At 44.4% G+C, this 17,702-nt stretch carries 16 protein-coding genes; 8 read left to right on the forward strand and 8 right to left on the reverse strand.

Annotated features, from left to right (window positions below):
* The first annotated feature begins 62 nt into the window (after positions 1 to 62).
* A complete protein-coding gene (locus AB1Y31_09475; protein ID MEW4983401.1) occupies positions 63 to 536 on the forward strand; it encodes a DUF1456 family protein in 474 nt (157 codons plus the stop codon).
* Positions 537 to 552: 16 nt separating this feature from the next.
* On the opposite strand, the gene AB1Y31_09480 is transcribed toward AB1Y31_09475, so the two are convergent.
* The 5 genes from AB1Y31_09480 to AB1Y31_09500 form a co-directional block, all read right to left on the reverse strand.
* On the reverse strand, positions 553 to 1,134 hold the full coding sequence (locus AB1Y31_09480) for a CoA pyrophosphatase (GenBank protein MEW4983402.1): 582 nt from the start codon (positions 1,132 to 1,134) through the stop codon (positions 553 to 555).
* 21 nt (positions 1,135 to 1,155) lie between these two features.
* A complete protein-coding gene (locus tag AB1Y31_09485; protein ID MEW4983403.1) occupies positions 1,156 to 1,698 on the reverse strand; it encodes an NUDIX hydrolase in 543 nt (180 codons plus the stop codon).
* 7 nt (positions 1,699 to 1,705) lie between these two features.
* Positions 1,706 to 2,152 carry an Rsd/AlgQ family anti-sigma factor gene (locus AB1Y31_09490; GenBank protein MEW4983404.1) on the reverse strand — a complete coding sequence of 149 codons (447 nt, stop codon included), beginning with the start codon at positions 2,150 to 2,152 and terminating at the stop codon, positions 1,706 to 1,708.
* A gap of 85 nt (positions 2,153 to 2,237) precedes the next feature.
* Entirely contained in the window at positions 2,238 to 3,011 is a 774-nt protein-coding gene (locus AB1Y31_09495) for an MOSC N-terminal beta barrel domain-containing protein (protein MEW4983405.1), read from the reverse strand.
* Positions 3,011 to 4,630: a hypothetical protein gene (locus tag AB1Y31_09500; GenBank protein ID MEW4983406.1), complete on the reverse strand. Its 1,620-nt coding sequence runs from the start codon at positions 4,628 to 4,630 to the stop codon at positions 3,011 to 3,013. The genes AB1Y31_09495 and AB1Y31_09500 overlap by 1 nt, the downstream gene beginning before the upstream one ends.
* 87 nt (positions 4,631 to 4,717) lie before the next feature.
* On the opposite strand from AB1Y31_09500, the gene AB1Y31_09505 reads away from it, so the two are divergent.
* Both AB1Y31_09505 and AB1Y31_09510 read left to right on the forward strand, forming a co-directional pair.
* Positions 4,718 to 5,872 (forward strand): GNAT family N-acetyltransferase, encoded by a 1,155-nt coding sequence (locus tag AB1Y31_09505; GenBank protein MEW4983407.1) that lies wholly within the window; start codon positions 4,718 to 4,720, stop codon positions 5,870 to 5,872.
* Positions 5,869 to 6,468 (forward strand): hypothetical protein, encoded by a 600-nt coding sequence (locus AB1Y31_09510; protein ID MEW4983408.1) that lies wholly within the window; start codon positions 5,869 to 5,871, stop codon positions 6,466 to 6,468. The genes AB1Y31_09505 and AB1Y31_09510 overlap by 4 nt, the downstream gene beginning before the upstream one ends.
* Here AB1Y31_09510 and AB1Y31_09515 read toward each other — a convergent pair.
* Positions 6,465 to 6,875 (reverse strand): hypothetical protein, encoded by a 411-nt coding sequence (locus AB1Y31_09515; GenBank protein MEW4983409.1) that lies wholly within the window; start codon positions 6,873 to 6,875, stop codon positions 6,465 to 6,467. The two genes, AB1Y31_09510 and AB1Y31_09515, sit on opposite strands and share 4 nt — an antisense overlap.
* A 193-nt stretch (positions 6,876 to 7,068) precedes the next feature.
* Between AB1Y31_09515 and AB1Y31_09520 the strand changes: the two genes are divergently transcribed.
* Positions 7,069 to 8,142: an efflux RND transporter periplasmic adaptor subunit gene (locus tag AB1Y31_09520; protein ID MEW4983410.1), complete on the forward strand. Its 1,074-nt coding sequence runs from the start codon at positions 7,069 to 7,071 to the stop codon at positions 8,140 to 8,142.
* 8 nt (positions 8,143 to 8,150) lie between these two features.
* Positions 8,151 to 11,195: an efflux RND transporter permease subunit gene (locus AB1Y31_09525; protein ID MEW4983411.1), complete on the forward strand. Its 3,045-nt coding sequence runs from the start codon at positions 8,151 to 8,153 to the stop codon at positions 11,193 to 11,195.
* On the opposite strand, the gene AB1Y31_09530 is transcribed toward AB1Y31_09525, so the two are convergent.
* Together AB1Y31_09530 and AB1Y31_09535 are read right to left on the reverse strand one after the other, a co-directional pair.
* Positions 11,192 to 11,893, reverse strand: coding sequence for a DUF3379 family protein (locus tag AB1Y31_09530; GenBank protein MEW4983412.1), 702 nt, complete (start codon positions 11,891 to 11,893; stop codon positions 11,192 to 11,194). The two genes, AB1Y31_09525 and AB1Y31_09530, sit on opposite strands and share 4 nt — an antisense overlap.
* Positions 11,890 to 12,399, reverse strand: a complete 510-nt coding sequence (locus AB1Y31_09535; protein MEW4983413.1) for a sigma-70 family RNA polymerase sigma factor — start codon at positions 12,397 to 12,399, stop codon at positions 11,890 to 11,892. The genes AB1Y31_09530 and AB1Y31_09535 overlap by 4 nt, the downstream gene beginning before the upstream one ends.
* Positions 12,400 to 13,033: 634 nt before the next feature.
* On the opposite strand from AB1Y31_09535, the gene AB1Y31_09540 reads away from it, so the two are divergent.
* The 3 genes from AB1Y31_09540 to AB1Y31_09550 all read left to right on the forward strand — a co-directional run bounded on the left by AB1Y31_09540 (position 13,034) and on the right by AB1Y31_09550 (position 17,680).
* Positions 13,034 to 15,235, forward strand: coding sequence for a primosomal protein N' (locus tag AB1Y31_09540; GenBank protein ID MEW4983414.1), 2,202 nt, complete (start codon positions 13,034 to 13,036; stop codon positions 15,233 to 15,235).
* A gap of 109 nt (positions 15,236 to 15,344) precedes the next feature.
* Positions 15,345 to 17,102, forward strand: coding sequence for an arginine--tRNA ligase (argS, locus tag AB1Y31_09545; GenBank protein ID MEW4983415.1), 1,758 nt, complete (start codon positions 15,345 to 15,347; stop codon positions 17,100 to 17,102).
* On the forward strand, positions 17,102 to 17,680 hold the full coding sequence (locus AB1Y31_09550; GenBank protein ID MEW4983416.1) for an SPOR domain-containing protein: 579 nt from the start codon (positions 17,102 to 17,104) through the stop codon (positions 17,678 to 17,680). The genes argS and AB1Y31_09550 overlap by 1 nt, the downstream gene beginning before the upstream one ends.
* The last annotated feature ends 22 nt before the right edge of the window (positions 17,681 to 17,702 follow it).

A 17,702-nucleotide genomic window follows, 5' to 3' on the forward strand; every position in this document is an offset into this window, starting at 1 on the left:
CATCACGCGTTCTCATTGTAAAATAGGCAGCGCCAACCAGCCCATAACATTAGGATAACCTTGTGACCAATAACGATATTTTACGCCGCCTTCGCTACACCTTTAACTTCAATGACTCAAAAATGATTGAGATTTTCAAGTTAGCAGAGTGCGAGGTCACCCGCGAACAGATCAGCAATTGGTTAAAAAAAGATGATGACGAAGCGTACACTAGCTGTGGCGACATTCAGTTTTCAACTTTTCTAAACGGCCTCATCAGTGACAGACGTGGCAAGCAGGATGGCCCAGCACAAAAGCCAGAGGCAAAACTGACTAATAATATTGTATTACGCAAACTTAAAATCGCCTTCGACATGAAAAACGAAGATGTTTTAGCGTTTTTATCGTCAAACGGTTTATTCATTAGTAAACATGAGCTCAGCGCATTTTTCCGTCGTACAGACCACAAACACTACCGTCCATGTAAAGATCAAGTTCTACGAAATTTTTTACAAGGCTTACAAGCGAAGTACCGACCTAGTTCAGCCGAAGACTAAACACACAAACGGGAGGCTACCTTTTCTGCTGAGCGCTTAAGCGACCGGCAAAGGCGTACAGCATAGCGGCGGTAGCACCCCATATTTGGAAATCGTTGTACATCAGCTCCCAATACACCCTATTTTGGCCTTGCCAAAAGATTTCTTTTTGCTGATAACGTGATTGCTCTGCCAAAATGGATAGCGGCACCTCAAACACATCGGCTACTTCAAATTCATCGATATCAAGTGTAAAAGAAGGGTCAACAAATCCCACAATAGGAATAACATTGAAGTTTGTTACCGTTAAAAAGGGCTCGATAATACCGACAACGTCAATTAAACCTCGCTGAATACCCACTTCTTCTTCGGTTTCTCGCAGCGCTGTATGCACTGGCGAAAGATCTGTCGCATCCGCACGCCCGCCAGGAAAACTCACTTGTCCAGCATGGTGGTTTAAATGGTCCGTGCGCTTAGTTAACAACACCTGCCATTCTTCTCGCGCCACTAAAGGAATCAGTACAGCCGCATTATTTAGCCCGTCATCGCGCTTCTTATGCGACCAGTTTTGAAGGTTTGCCAGTGGTTCTAACGATTGAATAATCTGTTCGCGCTTCATAGAAAACCTGCCTACCGCGCTTTATCGGGGTAGGCGTTTATGTATGTCCGCAGACCTAAACTTAAAAGCGCCCGCCTCTCTATCTTGAAAATAATATTCCAACGACATTCGTATAGCTTCAAACGCAAGGTCTTGCCAAGGGATTTCATGTTCTGCAAATAAGCGAACGTCTAGGCTTTCTATTCCGCTTGAAAATTCAGGCTTTAATAAAACTGAGCGGTACATCATGTACACCTGGTTGATATGCGGTAAATTAAAAACGGCGTACAACGCTTCTGCTTGCACAATCGCTTCAGCTTCTTCTAGCGTTTCACGAATAGCCGCTTGCTCTGTCGTTTCGCCCAACTCCATAAAACCCGCAGGTAAGGTCCAAAAACCTTTTTGCGGATTAATCGCACGCTTACATAACAAAACCTTATCTTCCCAAACAGGAATACAACCCGCAATAATGCGAGGGTTTTGGTAATGAATGATGTCACATGAGCCGCAAACATCCCGAAGTTGGTGATCACCATCGGGAATTTTTGATTCCGTTTTATTGCCGCATTGAGGGCAATATTTCATGATCGATCTAGGCAAGCATTTCGCCTATCAATTCATCTTCGTGCTCGATCCGGTTAGCTAGGTGCTCACCCACTAAAGACAAATCATTCGACAGCTCGTTTAAAATCATAGCTGGCGTTAACTTTTGGTATTTATCATTAAAATTCAACACCGCCTCAGTGGCCTTGGAAATTTTAGGGTAAATGCGCTCAGCGGCAACAACGACCGACTTCCTTCTTTCCGTGCCATCTAAAATACGTTGATAAACACCAAAGTGTCCTAAGGAAATATAATCAACCGCTAGCTGGCAAAAATCCCGCACTAATTCTTCTATTGATTGCGGCCCCTTATACTCTTCGATACCTGACACGGCACAGTACAATGACCACACTTGCTTTCGCTCTTCCAATAACTCACTAATCAAGCCAGTTGTTTGGTTTCTTTCTTTTATTTGAACGACATTTTCATTGGACATAGGCACACTCATCTAGATTATTTTATGCCCCACACTCTATGCCATTAGGGCCTTTTCGACAATATATAATTTCCAGTATTTCTACTTAAGCTTCAATACTGACAACATCGCCTAAGGCGATCAATTTTCCCACTTGATCCGGTTTGATCGTCGTATTAGCGCTTAATCTGTACCAATGGTCAAAACACGCAACGTCCACCCAACTCGGCTTTGTTTGCTCACGGTTACGAACAAACACCTCATAAAAATCACTGTAGGATGCACCCGATTCAGAGTCTTTTGTCGGAACAGAACAGCGAGCACAGGGATTAGATGCATAAATCTCCACATCCCCAATTCGTATGATTTTAGGCGTCTCATTTTGTCGGAACAATTGGTCTTCCCAAAAAGCTGGCGCTGACGATACTTCTAAATTAATACGAAATCGCGCCCTAACCTCATCGATAGACAACGCTGGATACCACGAAGCAACCGCTTCAAGTGACGCTTGTGAAACCACCGTTGGCCCCGATGCCTGCATATCATCTGGGAAGCCTTGCCGCTTATCTTCTTTTACAAATACTCGCTTGCCCAGCCTGTCAGTAAAGTATTCTGATAGCCCAGCAACATCGTCTAGCGCAAATTTCTGCTTATTCCCCCCATCCTCTAAAAAACAAACCGTTTCAGAGGCCAAATCAAAAGACGGCTTCAACAAAAATATTTTTTTGTTATTCTTGCCATTCACCAATCCACCTTGTTCATCAACCATTGCCCAGCGACGGTCGTTATACAGGCTGCCGCCATCAGTAATGGCGGCAGCATTCAACTGAACACCTGACAATGCTTTTATCGGGTAAACAAGAATTTTACTGAGCCTCATCACCCAGCTCTTCCAGCCGCCAATTTTTCTTCCAATATACGTTCGATATCTTGTTTTGAGAACCCAACCGAGCGCGCCACAAGGTCTGCGTGGCTAATAATAGAAATACCGTTTTCGAACCGGTGTGTTGCTCGCTCTCCGTCAAATTCTACTTGGCGAAATACCGCTGTATCTCCATCAAGGTAATGTTCGGCCAACTCATGGTTATGCGTCACCAAAATGGTTAATGAGCCTAAACGTTTGAAAGCTTCAAGAATCATCAATGATGTTTCTAGTTTTTCTTTGTGCGTCGTACCTTCGGCCAACTCATCAAGGATCACCAAACTATTCGTTGTTGCGGCCTTAAAAATATCACGTGTCCGTTTCAGTTCTGTGCCAAAACGTCCGACGTCATGGTCAAGCGAGTTAATCTCTGGTGTTTGATAGAACACTCGGTCCGCAATTGTTAGCGTTGCCGACTTAGCAGGCACATAACAGCCTACTTGCGATAACAGTTGGATTTGTGCAAGCGTCTTACAAAAAGCTGTTTTACCGCCACTATTGGGGCCGGTAAAAAAGGCCAAATTATGCTGACTGGTATCAAAATCATTGGCGACATAATGTTTGTCACTAAAACCTAGCACAGGGTTTACCGCCGCCTTAACGTCAATATATTGTTTATTTGACACCCTCATCGTCGGCAATATCGTGTTATGTACACTTTTCTCGGCATACAGGTGGTATGACATCAACTCATCTAATTGACCAATAACGCTAACCACTCGTTCCACTTCTTCTGATCGAACAAAAATACGTCGTAATGGAACAATAAAGCTATCCTTATCAAAGTCACCCACTATTGGCACGTAGAAAACCAGCAAAATAAATGGCAATAACGAGAACACCGTAAACTGTGCAATGCTGACGTTCAATATATAGGGCAGAAAGACAGTAACGATAAAAATGATCGGCAAGAGCAACGGCTTAAACAACGTTAGCCTCATCTTAACCGCTGGTTTACCTGTCTTCTCGTGCTTTAAATAAAACTTACCAAGCCAGCTATACACCGGGCCTTTCATTAATTTAAATGGGCGCGTGCTAGCGAAGCTTTTAATTTCATCAAGAAGCCCTTTCAAATAGGGGCTTTTAGGCGTTTTTACTTTTTCCGTTTCTTCAACAACACCTGGCAAAAACTTTGTGCCACCTTCAAAAAGTTTATAGCCGTAACCCGCCTCTTCCAACCTATCTTCATCTGGTGAAAACAAATAACCAACAAAATTACAAAATAGTAAACGATAAAATGAGTTTTCATGCTTAGCCGCGCTCTTCAATATCGATTCGAGCCCGGCCCGCAGTTCATCGTCGGCCGCCAATTCTTTCAGCGCCTGGTGTTTTTCTTCCACCTGCTCTGGCGTTAAAACTTGCTGTGAAAAGACTTTATGGATAACATCTTTACCTATCAATGTTTTGGCGTGGTCGACCACATCCAGTAAACTATCGACCTCAATCACGCTATACGAATTCTGGTCAATCAGGCCTTCACCATCAGGCACACCACTATTCCCTCTTAGCGATTTTTCATCCAATATCAAGTCGCGAAGATGCCGAAATAATCCGCACATTTTTAATGCTTTTTTCAATCCCAAACTCCTCTTCATTACGATACGACCTTATGCTTGCCCAAAAGGCGCGCGCATTGATCTTTGTTTTTAGTTAATCTTAGCACTATGAATATAACATTTCTCCACAGCATAACGGACATCTCGGCGAGCGACTGGAATGCTCTATTTGATACCGATTATCCGTTCATTCAGCATGCTTTTTTATCTGCACTCGAACAAAGTGGTTGCACCAAAAAGTCAACTGGTTGGGAGCCTCAACATATTATTGTTTACCAAGCTGGAAAAATTGTTGCTGCCATGCCCTGCTTTCTTAAAACACATTCCTACGGCGAATACGTGTTTGATTGGGCTTGGGCAAACGCCTATCATCAACACGGCCTGCATTATTACCCTAAACTGCTTTCGGCCATCCCCTTTACACCCACCACCGGCCCACGCTTGGCATTTAGTAAAAACATCCAATCCGAGCCTGAACAACTCGCCGTTATAAAGGCCATTGACCAAGCAATACGCGATAAGTTCATCTCAACCAAATTATCAAGTTGGCACATCCTTTTCCCTATATCGGCACTCTCGTCACTTCTCGATCAGAGCCAATGGAAACAACGCATCGGCATTCAATATCACTGGTTTAATAAACACTACGACTCTTTTGAGGGCTTCCTTAATTCGTTTAAGTCACGCAAACGCAAAACCGTCCGCAAAGAGCGACAATCTGTTATTGAGCAAGGTATTTCTCTGAGTACCATTATTGGATCTGAGATTAGCGATGAGCTTATGACCGAGTTTTATCGCTTTTATCACCTCACCTATTTAAAGCGTAGTGGTCAGCAAGGTTATTTAAACCTAACGTTTTTTCGTTTATTACTCGCCAATATGAGCGAAAACTTAGTGATGGTCTGTGCCACAAAAGACGCCAAGCTCATTGGCGCCGCATTGTGTTTTCAGGACAGTGAAACATTATATGGTCGTTATTGGGGCTGCGAGAAAGAATATGAATTTCTACATTTCGAAGCCTGTTATTACCAAGGCATTGAATACTGCATTGAACACAAGCTCAAACGCTTTGACCCTGGCGCACAGGGCGAACACAAAATTCCACGTGGGTTTGAGCCTATCCAAACACGCTCTAATCATGTCATATTACATAACGACTTTCGTCAGGCCATAGATAACTTTATTGACGAAGAAAAAATACAAATTAACGCACATATTGATCATCTAACAACGTTATTACCCTTCAAATCGGAGCACTCATGAACAGAACAATCAACAACATCATCGACGAAATGCGTGACCTCGAAGAAGAGCTTGAAGCACTGATTGGAAAACAACAACGTGATTTCCTATACAACATTAAAGGCGCAAAAATAGAGTTTGAAAAAACCATCCTAGCTCAACAAAAAGCATTCAAAATGAGCCTAGCTCAATGGCTAAAAGCTAGCAGCATACGCTCCATTTTATCCATCCCCTTTATATATGGCATGCTAATCCCTATAGCCTTTATGCATATCACCATTGAGGTATATCAGGCCATTTGCTTTCCTTTATACAACATCCCCAAGGTTAAACGCGCCGACTACTTTATCGCCGATAGACAGCAGCTCCCCTATTTGAATATTATTGAAAAATTTAATTGTGCCTATTGCAGTTATGGAAATGCAGTTATCGCCTACACGCGGGAAATAATTGGACGAACTGAGCTCTATTGGTGCCCCATTAAACACGCTAAAAAAATATTGGGTACCCACAAACACTATCAGCAATTTGTAGACTTTGGGGATTTTGAAAGCTATCACAAAAAAACTGAAAAGCTCCGTTCTGAGTTATCGAATTTGGGCCAACAAGAGCCCTAGTTTAATTTAAAATCTGGCATATCACTGCCTAAGTACCATTGTTTCGACTCTTCATCAAACCACCAAACTTGAGTATGTTTTATTTGATAAACACGGCCAGTCTCATTCTGAATATAGCCAAATAACACCTGCGCCACGGTGGAATCATCGTTTTTACTCTCGACCGAGCCGATCAAATCATAGGACGTCACCGTAATATTATTTAGACCATCAATTGAAGCAAGTTGACGAGCTGGGTTCCTAAAACGAATAACACTTGCTGCCGTCTCATATGACTTCCAACGCAATGCTTTCATAAACAGTTTTTGTTTCGCCTCTAAGTGCTCCATCTTTTTTTGTTCGGATAAGTGCGCGCAAGCCGACAACATCATTATCGAAACCATACAAAACCATTTAATCATTTTCATACGACACCTTAGTATTTAGTCATACTAGTCTAGTCTGCTTAACAGACCATTTCCATGCCTGTTAATAAAGCCGTCAGAAAACTTTATCCGGCTTTTATATTAAAATCTTCTAATATTAGGTTTGAGCAAGCCAAACTATCATCGTACAATGTACCGCTTATACTCGCTAAAAAACGATTTTACGGAGAGCCTTTTGAGTAAAAAAATCATATTCCTAGTCATTTTTATTCTGCTGCTATTTGGTGGCTTATTTGGCTCTAAATTCTTACAAATCAATCAAGCAAAATCATCCCGTAAGCCGCCCCCACCCCCTTTGGTGACCACAACTAATGTCACCGAGGAGCAATGGGAAGATGTTTTACTCTCCGTTGGCACCATTAATCCAGTACTAGGCGTTATTTTAAGTAATGAAATAGCCGGTATTATTACCGTTCTTCACGTTGAATCGGGGCAGTCCGTAAACAAAGGTGACCTAATCCTTGAACTGGACACCTCAACAGACAGGGCCAATCTAGACGGCTTAGTAGCGGCCGAAAAACTAGCGCAAATAAAATTTAATCGACAAATTAAACTGTTAAAAAACAAAGCCACCTCACGTTCTAGCCATGATGAGGCGCAAGCAGAATTAGATATTGCAAAAGCGGCCGTGATCTCGCAAAAAAGCATTATCGACAAAAAAAGAATACGCGCCCCATTCAGCGGTAAAGTTGGCATTCGACAAGTCAGCCTTGGCCAATACTTAGATAAAGGCACTCAAATAGCACCCTTAGTTTCCCTATCATCAACCATCGCTGACTTTGCTTTCCCAGAGCGCCACTTCGCACAACTTAGCGTTGGTCAAACGGTAAAAATTAAGGTTCAAGCTTACCCTAACGAAGTGTTCGAGGGAAAAATTCAAGCCATCAACCCAGGCCTACACCAAGAAACCCGAACGATTGCCGTTCGAGCGGTGGTCAAAAACCCTGACGAAAAACTAAGAGCGGGTATGTTCGCGGAGGTGAGCGTGCTCACTTCAGGCACCAAACCCACGTTAACGCTTCCTGAAACAACCGTTCTGTACAGCACCTATGGGGAAAATGTATATGTTGTAATTAACAAGGACGAGAAAAATATTGTAGAGCGCCGCACCATAGAAACGGGCGAACACCGCAATGGTCGCGTCGCCGTTTTAAAGGGCCTAACCCGCCTTGAAACAGTGGTAAACGAAGGACACGTTAAACTACGAAATGGTTTGACCGTCACTATTGCTAATCTTGACCAACCGTAGAGTTTACCTTGAAATTTACTGATATTTTTGTCACTCGCCCCGTGCTGGCTAGCGTTGTTAGCTTACTCATTCTAGTACTTGGCCTACGCTCAATCGCCTCATTAGAAATACGCGAGTACCCAGAAACAAAAGATACTGTTATTTCGGTGAGCACCTCTTATCCCGGTGCGAGTAGCGAACTGGTAAAAGGCTTTATCACCACGCCTCTTCAACAAGCCATTGCACAGGCAGAAGGCATTGACTACCTTTCAGCCACGAGCACACAAGGTCGCTCATCCATAGAAGCTCACATGCGCCTAAACTATGATGCAAATGCCGCTATTGCAGACATACAAGCCAAAGTGGCTAGCCAGCGAAGCGTCTTACCTGATGAAGCAAGGGACCCGGTTATCACCTCTAAAACCGGCTCCACCACGTCATTAATGTACTTGGCCTTTTTTAGTGACACGATGAAGCCCACGCAAATAGCCGACTACCTTTTGCGCGTTGTTCAGCCAAGGCTACAATCAATTGAAGGCGTCGGCCAAGCAAAGCTTTTAGGCAATAGCGTCTACGCCATGCGAATCTGGCTACAACCAAAACGAATGGCAGCTCTGGGGGTTACAGCTGGCGACGTTACGCGAGTGCTTCGGAGCAACAACTACTTATCCAGTGTAGGAAAAACTAAGGGCAACCTAGTCAGCATCGACCTAGGCGCAACCACTGATGTTGCCGAAGAAAAGGATTTCTACAACCTCGTTGTCGGCAAACAAAATAACACCCTGATCCGCTTATCCGATGTAGCTGATATTGAATTAGGCGCCGAAGGTTACGACACTGAAAATTTATTCAGCGGCAAACCGGCTATCTTTATCGCCGTTGACCAATCTCCTGGCTCCAATCCTCTCGAAGTAGCAAAAAAAGTGCAGACCGCTCTCGTGGAGATCAAACAAAACTTACCCACCGAACTAAACTTTTACCAACCTTATAATGCGAGTAAATTTATTGAGGACTCCATCAATGAAGTGGGAATTACCTTAGTCGAAGCCCTCAGCATTGTGATTGTCGTCATCTTTCTTTCCTTAGGTTCAATGCGAGCAGCGTTAATCCCTGCCGTTACAGTCCCCTTGTCGCTGGTCGGTGCCTCTTTCATTATGTTACTTCTGGGTTTTTCATTAAACTTACTCACACTGCTGGCAATGATTCTGGCCATCGGTCTAGTGGTTGATGACGCCATTGTGATGGTTGAAAACATTCACCGGCACATAGAGATGGGAAAACCTCGCATTCAAGCGGCCCTTGATGGTGCTAAAGAGCTCAGCTTACCCATTATTGCAATGACAACAACCCTGATTGCCGTTTATTTCCCTATTGGTTTTATGGGCGGTCTAGTGGGCACCTTATTTACGGAATTTGCATTTTCATTAGCCGCAGCAGTCTTCATCTCCGGCATTGTGGCGCTGACGCTGGCGCCCATGCTCAGTGCTCGCGTTTTAAAACCAGCTGGCTCAATTGGCCCTTTTGAAAAATCTGTTGAAGCTTTCTTTGAGCGTCTAACTCAACAATACAAAAAGACCTTACACCCTCTGCTATCTACCCCGTCTATCCCCATCGCTTTTTCCTTGGTTGTCTTGCTCAGCTTGTACCCCATGTATTTATTATCTAAAAAAGAATTAGCGCCTACAGAAGATAGGGGGCTCTTAATTGCCTTTGGTACCGCACCGCAAACAGCGACCTTAGATTTTTTAAAAGAGCAGACAAAAAAGTTAGTCGACATCTTCGAGAGTATTCCAGAATTTGACCACAGCTTTATTTTGCTTGGCTTTGGTGGTGACACCAACAAGATGCTCGGGGGCTTCAAAATGGGCCACCAATCCGAACGCGAACGCACGCAAATGGAAATAAAACCCGAGCTACAACAAAAAGTTGCCAGCATTACCGGCTTGAGGACAGCGGTCGTACAACGCCCCGGTTTACCGGGTGCTGGCGGTGGCTTGCCAGTACAGTTTGTTGTTATTTCTGATGTGTCTTATTCCCAACTCAGCACACAAGCTGGCGAATTAATCGGCAAAGCGATGCAGAGTGGTAATTTTATTTTTCTGCAAAAAAGCATCGAATTTGATCGCCCAAAATTAAACTTAGTCATCAACAAAGACCGAGCCGCCGACTTAGGCATCAGCATGGAAGAGATTGGTCGCAACCTCTCCGGCTATTTTGGTGAGGGCTACGTTAATCGATTCAGCATGCAAGGCCGCAGCTATAAAGTCATTCCGCAGGTATCTAATGAAAATCGCGCCGACATAGAGAAGTTAGATAATATCTACCTTAAAACCGCCTCTGGTCAGCAAGTTCCGCTGAGTTCCATCATGACGATCTCTAAGCAAATTGAGCCGAGCAAACGCACCCAGTTCCAACAGCTCAACAGTCTAACCATTGAAGGTATTCTTCGCCCCGGCGTCACATTAGGTGATGGTCTGAGCTACCTTGAAGAAGAAGCCAGAAACACCTTCCCAAAGGGTTTTAAATGGGATTACACCGGCAGCTCTAGGCAATACAAGCAGCAAGGTAGCGCGCTTGTTTTAACTTTCTTTATGTCTTTACTGGTTATTTATTTAGTGCTCGCCGCACAATTTGAAAGTTGGCGAGACCCATTGATCATACTCATTTCAGTGCCATTATCGCTGGCCAGTGCACTCGCCTTTTTAATGCTAGGTGCCGCAACAATGAATATCTATACCCAAGTGGGGCTGATCACCTTGATTGGCTTAATTACTAAAAATGGTATTTTGATCGTCGAGTTTGCTAATCAATTACAAATAACAGAAAAACTATCGCTACGTGATGCTGTGGAAAAAGCGGCTTCCGTTCGCCTAAGGCCTATTTTAATGACCACCGTATCTATGATCGTTGCGATGCTACCGCTATTGCTTGCCTCAGGCCCCGGTGCAGTTAGTCGATTTGATATCGGTCTAGTGATAGCAACCGGCTTAGGTATAGGCACTCTATTTACTCTGTTTGTTGTCCCTGCGTTCTACTTAATACTGGCGAGAGATCATTCCATTACTAATAATTAAAGCCACTCAATCGCATCGTCAGTAAATTTTTCATTTGGCAGCTCAATCGTTGAGCCGCCTAACACTGCTATTGAGCCATTCTTTAGCGGCTTAACCCAACCATGCAGACCCGCATAATGAAAAGGCAAGGTGCTGTCTAAACTGATCTCTGGCATATAAATAATCGTCACAGGTTGATCATGGTATTGATACACCATATGTAAGCCATAGCTGTCGCCAATCGGGCACTTCTCTGCAAAGCTAATATGTTCAGCCAAGCTGACTTTTACACCAAATTGCTGACCCACTCGTGCTAGTTGTTGCGGGTTGATTGGTCTCGATGTTGCCATCGATTCAGCACCATCATGAGCCATATGTTCAACCACTAATTGATCTAAGAATAAGTCAGAATCCTGATTTGAATTAAGGTTAATGCTCACAACGCCGACCGCCATCAACAATGAAGCCACTAATGCGATAGATGCTTTTGGGAAGCCCCAATATGCCGTCTTATGTGTTTTCACATAATCACGCAGTGAGTGCCGCAAGCCAGCTGGAACCTCGCCATTGATAACACCCGCCAACTGCTCATCAAACACTTGTTGCTGCGTCACAAAAGACTGACAATCAGCGCACGACTGCAAATGCTCAGAAGCAGCACCCGCTATTTCTTTTGGCGCAACCGTGTATTCAAATTTAAAGTCATCACATTTCATCATTCAGCCACTTTTCCTTCATCAGGTCTCAATACATTTCTTAATTTTTGCTTTGCTCTAAACAAACGAGTCATCGTCGCACTTTTTGTGATATTGCAAACCGATGCAATTTCCTCACAACTCAAACCGCCAATAACTTGTAATAGGAGCGGCTCTTTATATTCATCGGCTAACTCATTTAGCGCCTGCTTTAAGGCGAATGCGTCAGCGCTAGTATCATTATCGGTGTCTCTCAAACTCAGCATATCCAAATCCAAATCGACCATATCAGGCCGGTAACGGACATATTGGCGGGCATGTTCATTTCGCAAGATCGTCATCAACCATGCTTTACTGGACGAGGTGTCACGTAACTTCTCCAGTGACTTCCACGCACGCATACAGGTCTCCTGCACCAAATCCTCAGCCATGCTCTTATCACGGCACAACCACAACGCATAACGAAAAAGCTCATCGCTATACGCCAGCACCAACCTCTCATATTCCAGTTGTTTACTTTTCTCTCGCATTATTAGACCTTGGCAACATTCCTTATCTTACAAAACAAAAATCTTAATAAATACCAAGCAATATGCCCTTAACGACTCAGTATCTAGAGGCTCAAAAACCATTATTTTGGTTCACCTCAAAGAAGAATACAAGAGCAAACACGGACCATTCTGCTGACAAACAAACAGTTCAAATTACACTCATTAAATCCCACCATTGATAGCTTCAAAATTTCAGTAAATAATTAGTGTAAAACAGCACTTGCATCAATGCGTATAACTTGATCTAAATAAGCCCTCTTTTGCTCAACAAACAGCTGAAACCCTTAATACATAAAGCCTCCTTATACACAAGCTAAAAATGATTCAATGTGCCGACAAAAACTTACTGCGGCGCAACAAAAAAATAACTCTTGAATTATTTAACTACTTGTTTTTTAAGACTTATTTGAAAATGGTTTGTTTTGTTACAATTTGACGACAGGCCTTTTTAAACGGGCACTCACAGCCCTTATGAATAGTTAATCCACATAGTTATCCACAGAAAATGTGGATAAAACAAAAACCATAACTAACTCATTAAGTTAGCGATTTATTGTAGATTTTTTCAATGTTTTCAGGCTAACTGAACTTAAATAAATACCACTCCGATTTGATGCCCGAATTCTATCTAAATATTGCCGTTGATACGCCGCTTAATCGTCTCTTCGATTATCGACCTGTTAAGCAATCGGCTCGTTCAGATTATCGCTTAGGTCAACGTGTCCTCGTTTCTTTTGGGCGCTCGCAAAAAATGGGCGTTATTTTAGGGGTATCATCAACCACCTTACTCAATAGCAAGCAGCTGAAATCCATTACAAAATTACTGGATGCCGTTCCAGTATTATCAGCTCAAGATATAAAGCTCGCCAAGTGGGCTGCAGATTACTACCACCACCCGATCGGGGAAGTGCTTGCGCAGACCTTACCGAAACAGCTTCGTTCAGGGCAGTCACCTAGCATTAAGCGAGTACCGCTATATTCACTGTCTGAAGTTGGCCTTGCCATTGAAGAGCGACAGTTAAAACGCTCACCCAGACAATCGACGCTATGGCATCAGCTAAAGCAATCCAGTAAGCCCGTTGCAAGCGACGCTTTTTCTTCGCTAGAGTGGGATTGGCGATCACCGCTAAACAGCATGATCGAAAAAGGCTGGGTTACTATTTCCCAAGAAGACGCTCAAGCGATTAGCCAACCAACGACACCGAGCTTTGCGCCTAACCTTGCACAGCAAGCCGCCATTGACTCGGTCAGTAATACGCCGCAAGGCTTTCAAGTTTTCCTATTGGATGGTGTAACCGGCAGTGGAAAAACTGAAGTCTACCTACAACTGATTCAACAAGTGCTTGAAGCGGGCAAACAAGTACTTATTTTATTGCCTGAAATTACCTTAACCCCACAATTAGCTCAACGCTTTAGGCAACGCCTTGCGGCGCAAATGGTCATTTCTCATTCTGGGCTCAACGACACGCAACGCACTCAAGCTTGGCTACGCCTAAAAGAAGGGCTAGCGAATATACTACTTGGCACCCGTTCGGCTGTTTTCACACCGATGAGCAGACCGGGAATGATTATTTTGGATGAAGAGCACGACACCTCCTTCAAACAACAAGAAGGCTTCCGCTACTCCGCTCGAGACGTCGCTATTATGCGCGCAAGAGACTACCACATCCCCATTATTCTAGGCACCGCAACGCCCTCATTCGAGAGCCTGTATAACGTACAACAAAACCGTTTTACGCACCTAGTTCTACCTGAACGCACTGCCGGTGCCACACACCCTGATATTCGATTGCTTGACTGCAGGAACCAAAAGCTAGATAACCACCTAAGCAAGTCGCTGCTAAAGGCGATTACAAAAACACTGCAACGCAACGAACAAGTGATTCTATTTGTTAACCGCCGCGGCTTCGCGCCAGTACTGATGTGCCATAGCTGTGGCTGGCTTGGGCAATGCCGACGTTGCGACTCGCGCCTAGTCATTCATAAAAAATCTAACCTGCTTAAATGCCACCATTGTGGTGTGGAACACACCGTACCAAACAGATGTCCGTCTTGCCAACAAGCCGAACTGTTCCCTCTAGGCCTAGGGACTGAGCGGGTTGAGGAAACCTTAGGCTCACATTTTCCAACAATACCCATCACTCGAATTGATCGCGATAGCACGCGACGCAAAGGCTCAATGCAAGCGGTCATCGACAAGGTTCACGAAGGGGGCGCACAGATCCTAGTCGGCACACAAATGCTCGCCAAAGGGCATCATTTCCCAAACGTCACGTTGGTGGGCATCGTTGATATTGATTCTGGACTGTTTAGTTGCGACTTTAGGGCTAGCGAGCGTATGTCGCAACTGATCACACAAGTCGCTGGTCGCGCAGGCCGAGAAGAGAAACCCGGTCGCGTACTTATTCAAACTCATCACCCCGAACACCCCTTATTAAACACACTGATCCAACATGGCTATGCTCGCTTTGCAAAAGACGCGTTAGATGAACGGCAACAAGCGCAACTACCGCCCTACCATTATCAAGCACTGCTGCGCGTTAACGCTCTAGACGAACAAGCTGTCTTAGCATTTCTAAACGATGCACAACAATTAATATCTAACAGCGATACGCAGCACATCAATATTCTAGGCCCCGTTCCCGCACCGATGCTTAAAAGAGCCGGCCGCTTTCGTTATCAGCTACTCATCGAATCAGCGCAACGCAAACCTCGCCATGTCTTTTTAAAACAACTGTTACCTGAACTGGAAAAACTTAAGTCGTCTCGAAAGGTCCGCTGGTCGATCGACATCGACCCCGTCGACCTCTTTTAGCCACCGGTTAGGCTTGCAAGTTTTACCCTACAAGCGATAATACGCACTTACTATAAGTGTCCAGCATTTAACACTCCTTCAGCGCAATAACACGACCATTTAATTTACTATGAAAACACGTTTGGCCTCTTTGCTTCAGCAAGCCATTTCATCGCTACAAACCCAAGGCGAGTTGCCTGAAGATTTAGCTCTTGATATTCAAATTGAGCACACACGTGATCCGTCACACGGCGATTACGCGAGCAACGTTGCCATGATGTTGGCCAAACCGGCCAAAAAGAACCCACGCCAAATAGCGCAAACCATTATTGACCACTTGCCTGCAGATAATGACGTGTCAACCGTAGACATTGCTGGCCCCGGTTTCATTAACTTTTTTATTAACCCGCTGAGCCAGCACGCTGTCGTCAAAACCATTCTGGAGCAAGGTGCTAACTTTGGCATATCGGATATTGCAAAGGGTAAAAAAGTTCAGGTTGAGTTCGTTTCTGCTAATCCGACTGGCCCCCTTCACGTTGGGCACGGTCGTGGCGCAGCATACGGCGCAACCGTCGCCAATTTACTTAGCGCCATCGGCTATGACGTTCACCGCGAATATTACGTCAATGATGCCGGTCGCCAAATGAATATCCTCGCAACCAGTGTTTGGCTGCGTTATCTCGAGGTATGCGGCAAAACCATCAACTTTCCAAGTAACGGCTACAAAGGCGCTTACATTGCCGACATTGCCACGACAATAAAAGACTCGCGTGGTGATGCCTTTCTGGTGGAAAGCAGTGATGTTTTCGATAATATAGCCGCTGATGAACCGGCCGGTGGTGACAAAGAAGAGCATATCGACGCACTTATTTCTCGCGCCAAAACACTCCTCGGCAATGAGAATTACCGAATTATTTTTGATGTTGCGCTTAAATCAATTTTAGGCGATATTCGCCTAGACCTTGAAGGCTTTGGCGTACATTACGATGACTGGTTCTCAGAACGTTCACTGATGGATAGCGGCGCTATTGATACCGCCATCGACAAACTCAAGTCGTCCGGCCATATGTACCAAAAAGAAGGCGCATGGTGGTTTAAATCAACCGATTTTGGCGATGAAAAAGATCGTGTCGTCATTCGCGATAACGGCCAAACGACCTATTTCGCCTCTGACATTGCTTATCATTTACACACCATCGAACGTGGTTACGACATTATCGATATATGGGGCTCTGATCATCACGGCTATGTGCCACGTGTAAAAGCCGCTTTGCAGGCCATGGGCGTAGACCCAGAACGTATGAAAGTACTTCTCGTGCAATTTGCGGTGCTCTATAAAAATGGCGAAAAAATGCAAATGTCCACCCGCTCCGGTCAGTTTGTTACGCTCAGAGAATTGCGAGAAGAAATTGGTTCTGATGCCGCACGTTATTTCTACGTCATGCGTAAAGCCGAACAGCACATGGATTTCGACCTCGACCTAGCTACCTCACAGTCCAATGAAAACCCCTTGTTTTACGTGCAATACGCGCACGCCCGTGTTTGTAGTGTTATGCGCTTACTCGCTGAAAAAGGTTTAAGCTACGTATCAGCTGAAGGCTTAAACAACCTAGAAAAGCTAACGCAAACGCATGAAACAAACCTAATTGACACGTTAAACCGATACCCAGAAAAACTTACTCAAGCTGCTCAACAGTACGAGCCGCACCAACTAAACCATTATTTGCGCGAGCTTTCTACCCAGTTCCACAGTTATTACAATTCGCATAAATTCATTGTTGATGACGAACAACTGATGCAAGCACGGCTCGCTCTCATCAATGCGACAAAACAAGTTTTATCTAATGGCTTGCACTTACTCGGCGTTAACGCACCGGAGTCGATGTAGTGCCTAGGGATTATAAAAATCGCGTCAACGGCAATAACACACGCAAAAAAAAGAAACCCATCCCCGGTTACTGGTGGCTCCTAACTGGCTTACTGATTGGTGGCTTTATCATGTTTTTGTCTGATCTAGAGGACACCGAAAACACGTCAATCGCTCATACCAAAAAGCCAAGCATGCAACACGATGTACGTGATGTTAAGAAGCCCACACAGAACGTGGCAAAACCAATTGAAAGCAACAAACCACGTTTTGACTTTTACCAAATATTGCCCGACATGGAAATTGTTATTCCAGAACATGAAATTGAAGAAAGGCGTCGCCTAGAAGGCACGGGGAAAAGCCGGCCTGGGACCTTCATTATTCAAATAGGTTCGTTTAGAAAAGCCCGTCAAGCCGACACATTAAAAGCTCGCATCGCCCTGCTTGGTATTGAATCTGTTGTTCAAACCGTCAACCAAAGCGGCAGCATTTGGCACCGCGTAAAATCGGGCCCATACACATCATTTAGGCAAGTTGATAAAATCCAAAATCGCCTGCATCACAATAATATAGACAGCATCGCTATCAAGCTAAAATAGCTGCGTGTTCTGGCCGGTGATC

Source organism: Cycloclasticus sp. (assembly GCA_040743155.1).
Classification (GTDB): Bacteria; Pseudomonadota; Gammaproteobacteria; order Methylococcales; family Cycloclasticaceae; genus Cycloclasticus.

Bases quoted from the DNA above. Each gene is read 5' to 3' on its own strand.
- AB1Y31_09480 (MEW4983402.1), bottom strand. From the start codon at position 1,134: ATGAAGCGCGAACAGATTATTCAATCGTTAGAACCACTGGCAAACCTT.
- AB1Y31_09485 (MEW4983403.1), bottom strand. From the start codon at position 1,698: ATGAAATATTGCCCTCAATGCGGCAATAAAACGGAATCAAAAATTCCC.
- AB1Y31_09490 (MEW4983404.1), bottom strand. From the start codon at position 2,152: ATGTCCAATGAAAATGTCGTTCAAATAAAAGAAAGAAACCAAACAACT.
- AB1Y31_09495 (MEW4983405.1), bottom strand. From the start codon at position 3,011: ATGAGGCTCAGTAAAATTCTTGTTTACCCGATAAAAGCATTGTCAGGT.
- AB1Y31_09505 (MEW4983407.1), top strand. From the start codon at position 4,718: ATGAATATAACATTTCTCCACAGCATAACGGACATCTCGGCGAGCGAC.
- AB1Y31_09510 (MEW4983408.1), top strand. From the start codon at position 5,869: ATGAACAGAACAATCAACAACATCATCGACGAAATGCGTGACCTCGAA.
- AB1Y31_09515 (MEW4983409.1), bottom strand. From the start codon at position 6,875: ATGAAAATGATTAAATGGTTTTGTATGGTTTCGATAATGATGTTGTCG.
- AB1Y31_09530 (MEW4983412.1), bottom strand. From the start codon at position 11,893: ATGATGAAATGTGATGACTTTAAATTTGAATACACGGTTGCGCCAAAA.
- AB1Y31_09535 (MEW4983413.1), bottom strand. From the start codon at position 12,399: ATGCGAGAGAAAAGTAAACAACTGGAATATGAGAGGTTGGTGCTGGCG.
- AB1Y31_09540 (MEW4983414.1), top strand. From the start codon at position 13,034: ATGCCCGAATTCTATCTAAATATTGCCGTTGATACGCCGCTTAATCGT.
- argS (MEW4983415.1), top strand. From the start codon at position 15,345: ATGAAAACACGTTTGGCCTCTTTGCTTCAGCAAGCCATTTCATCGCTA.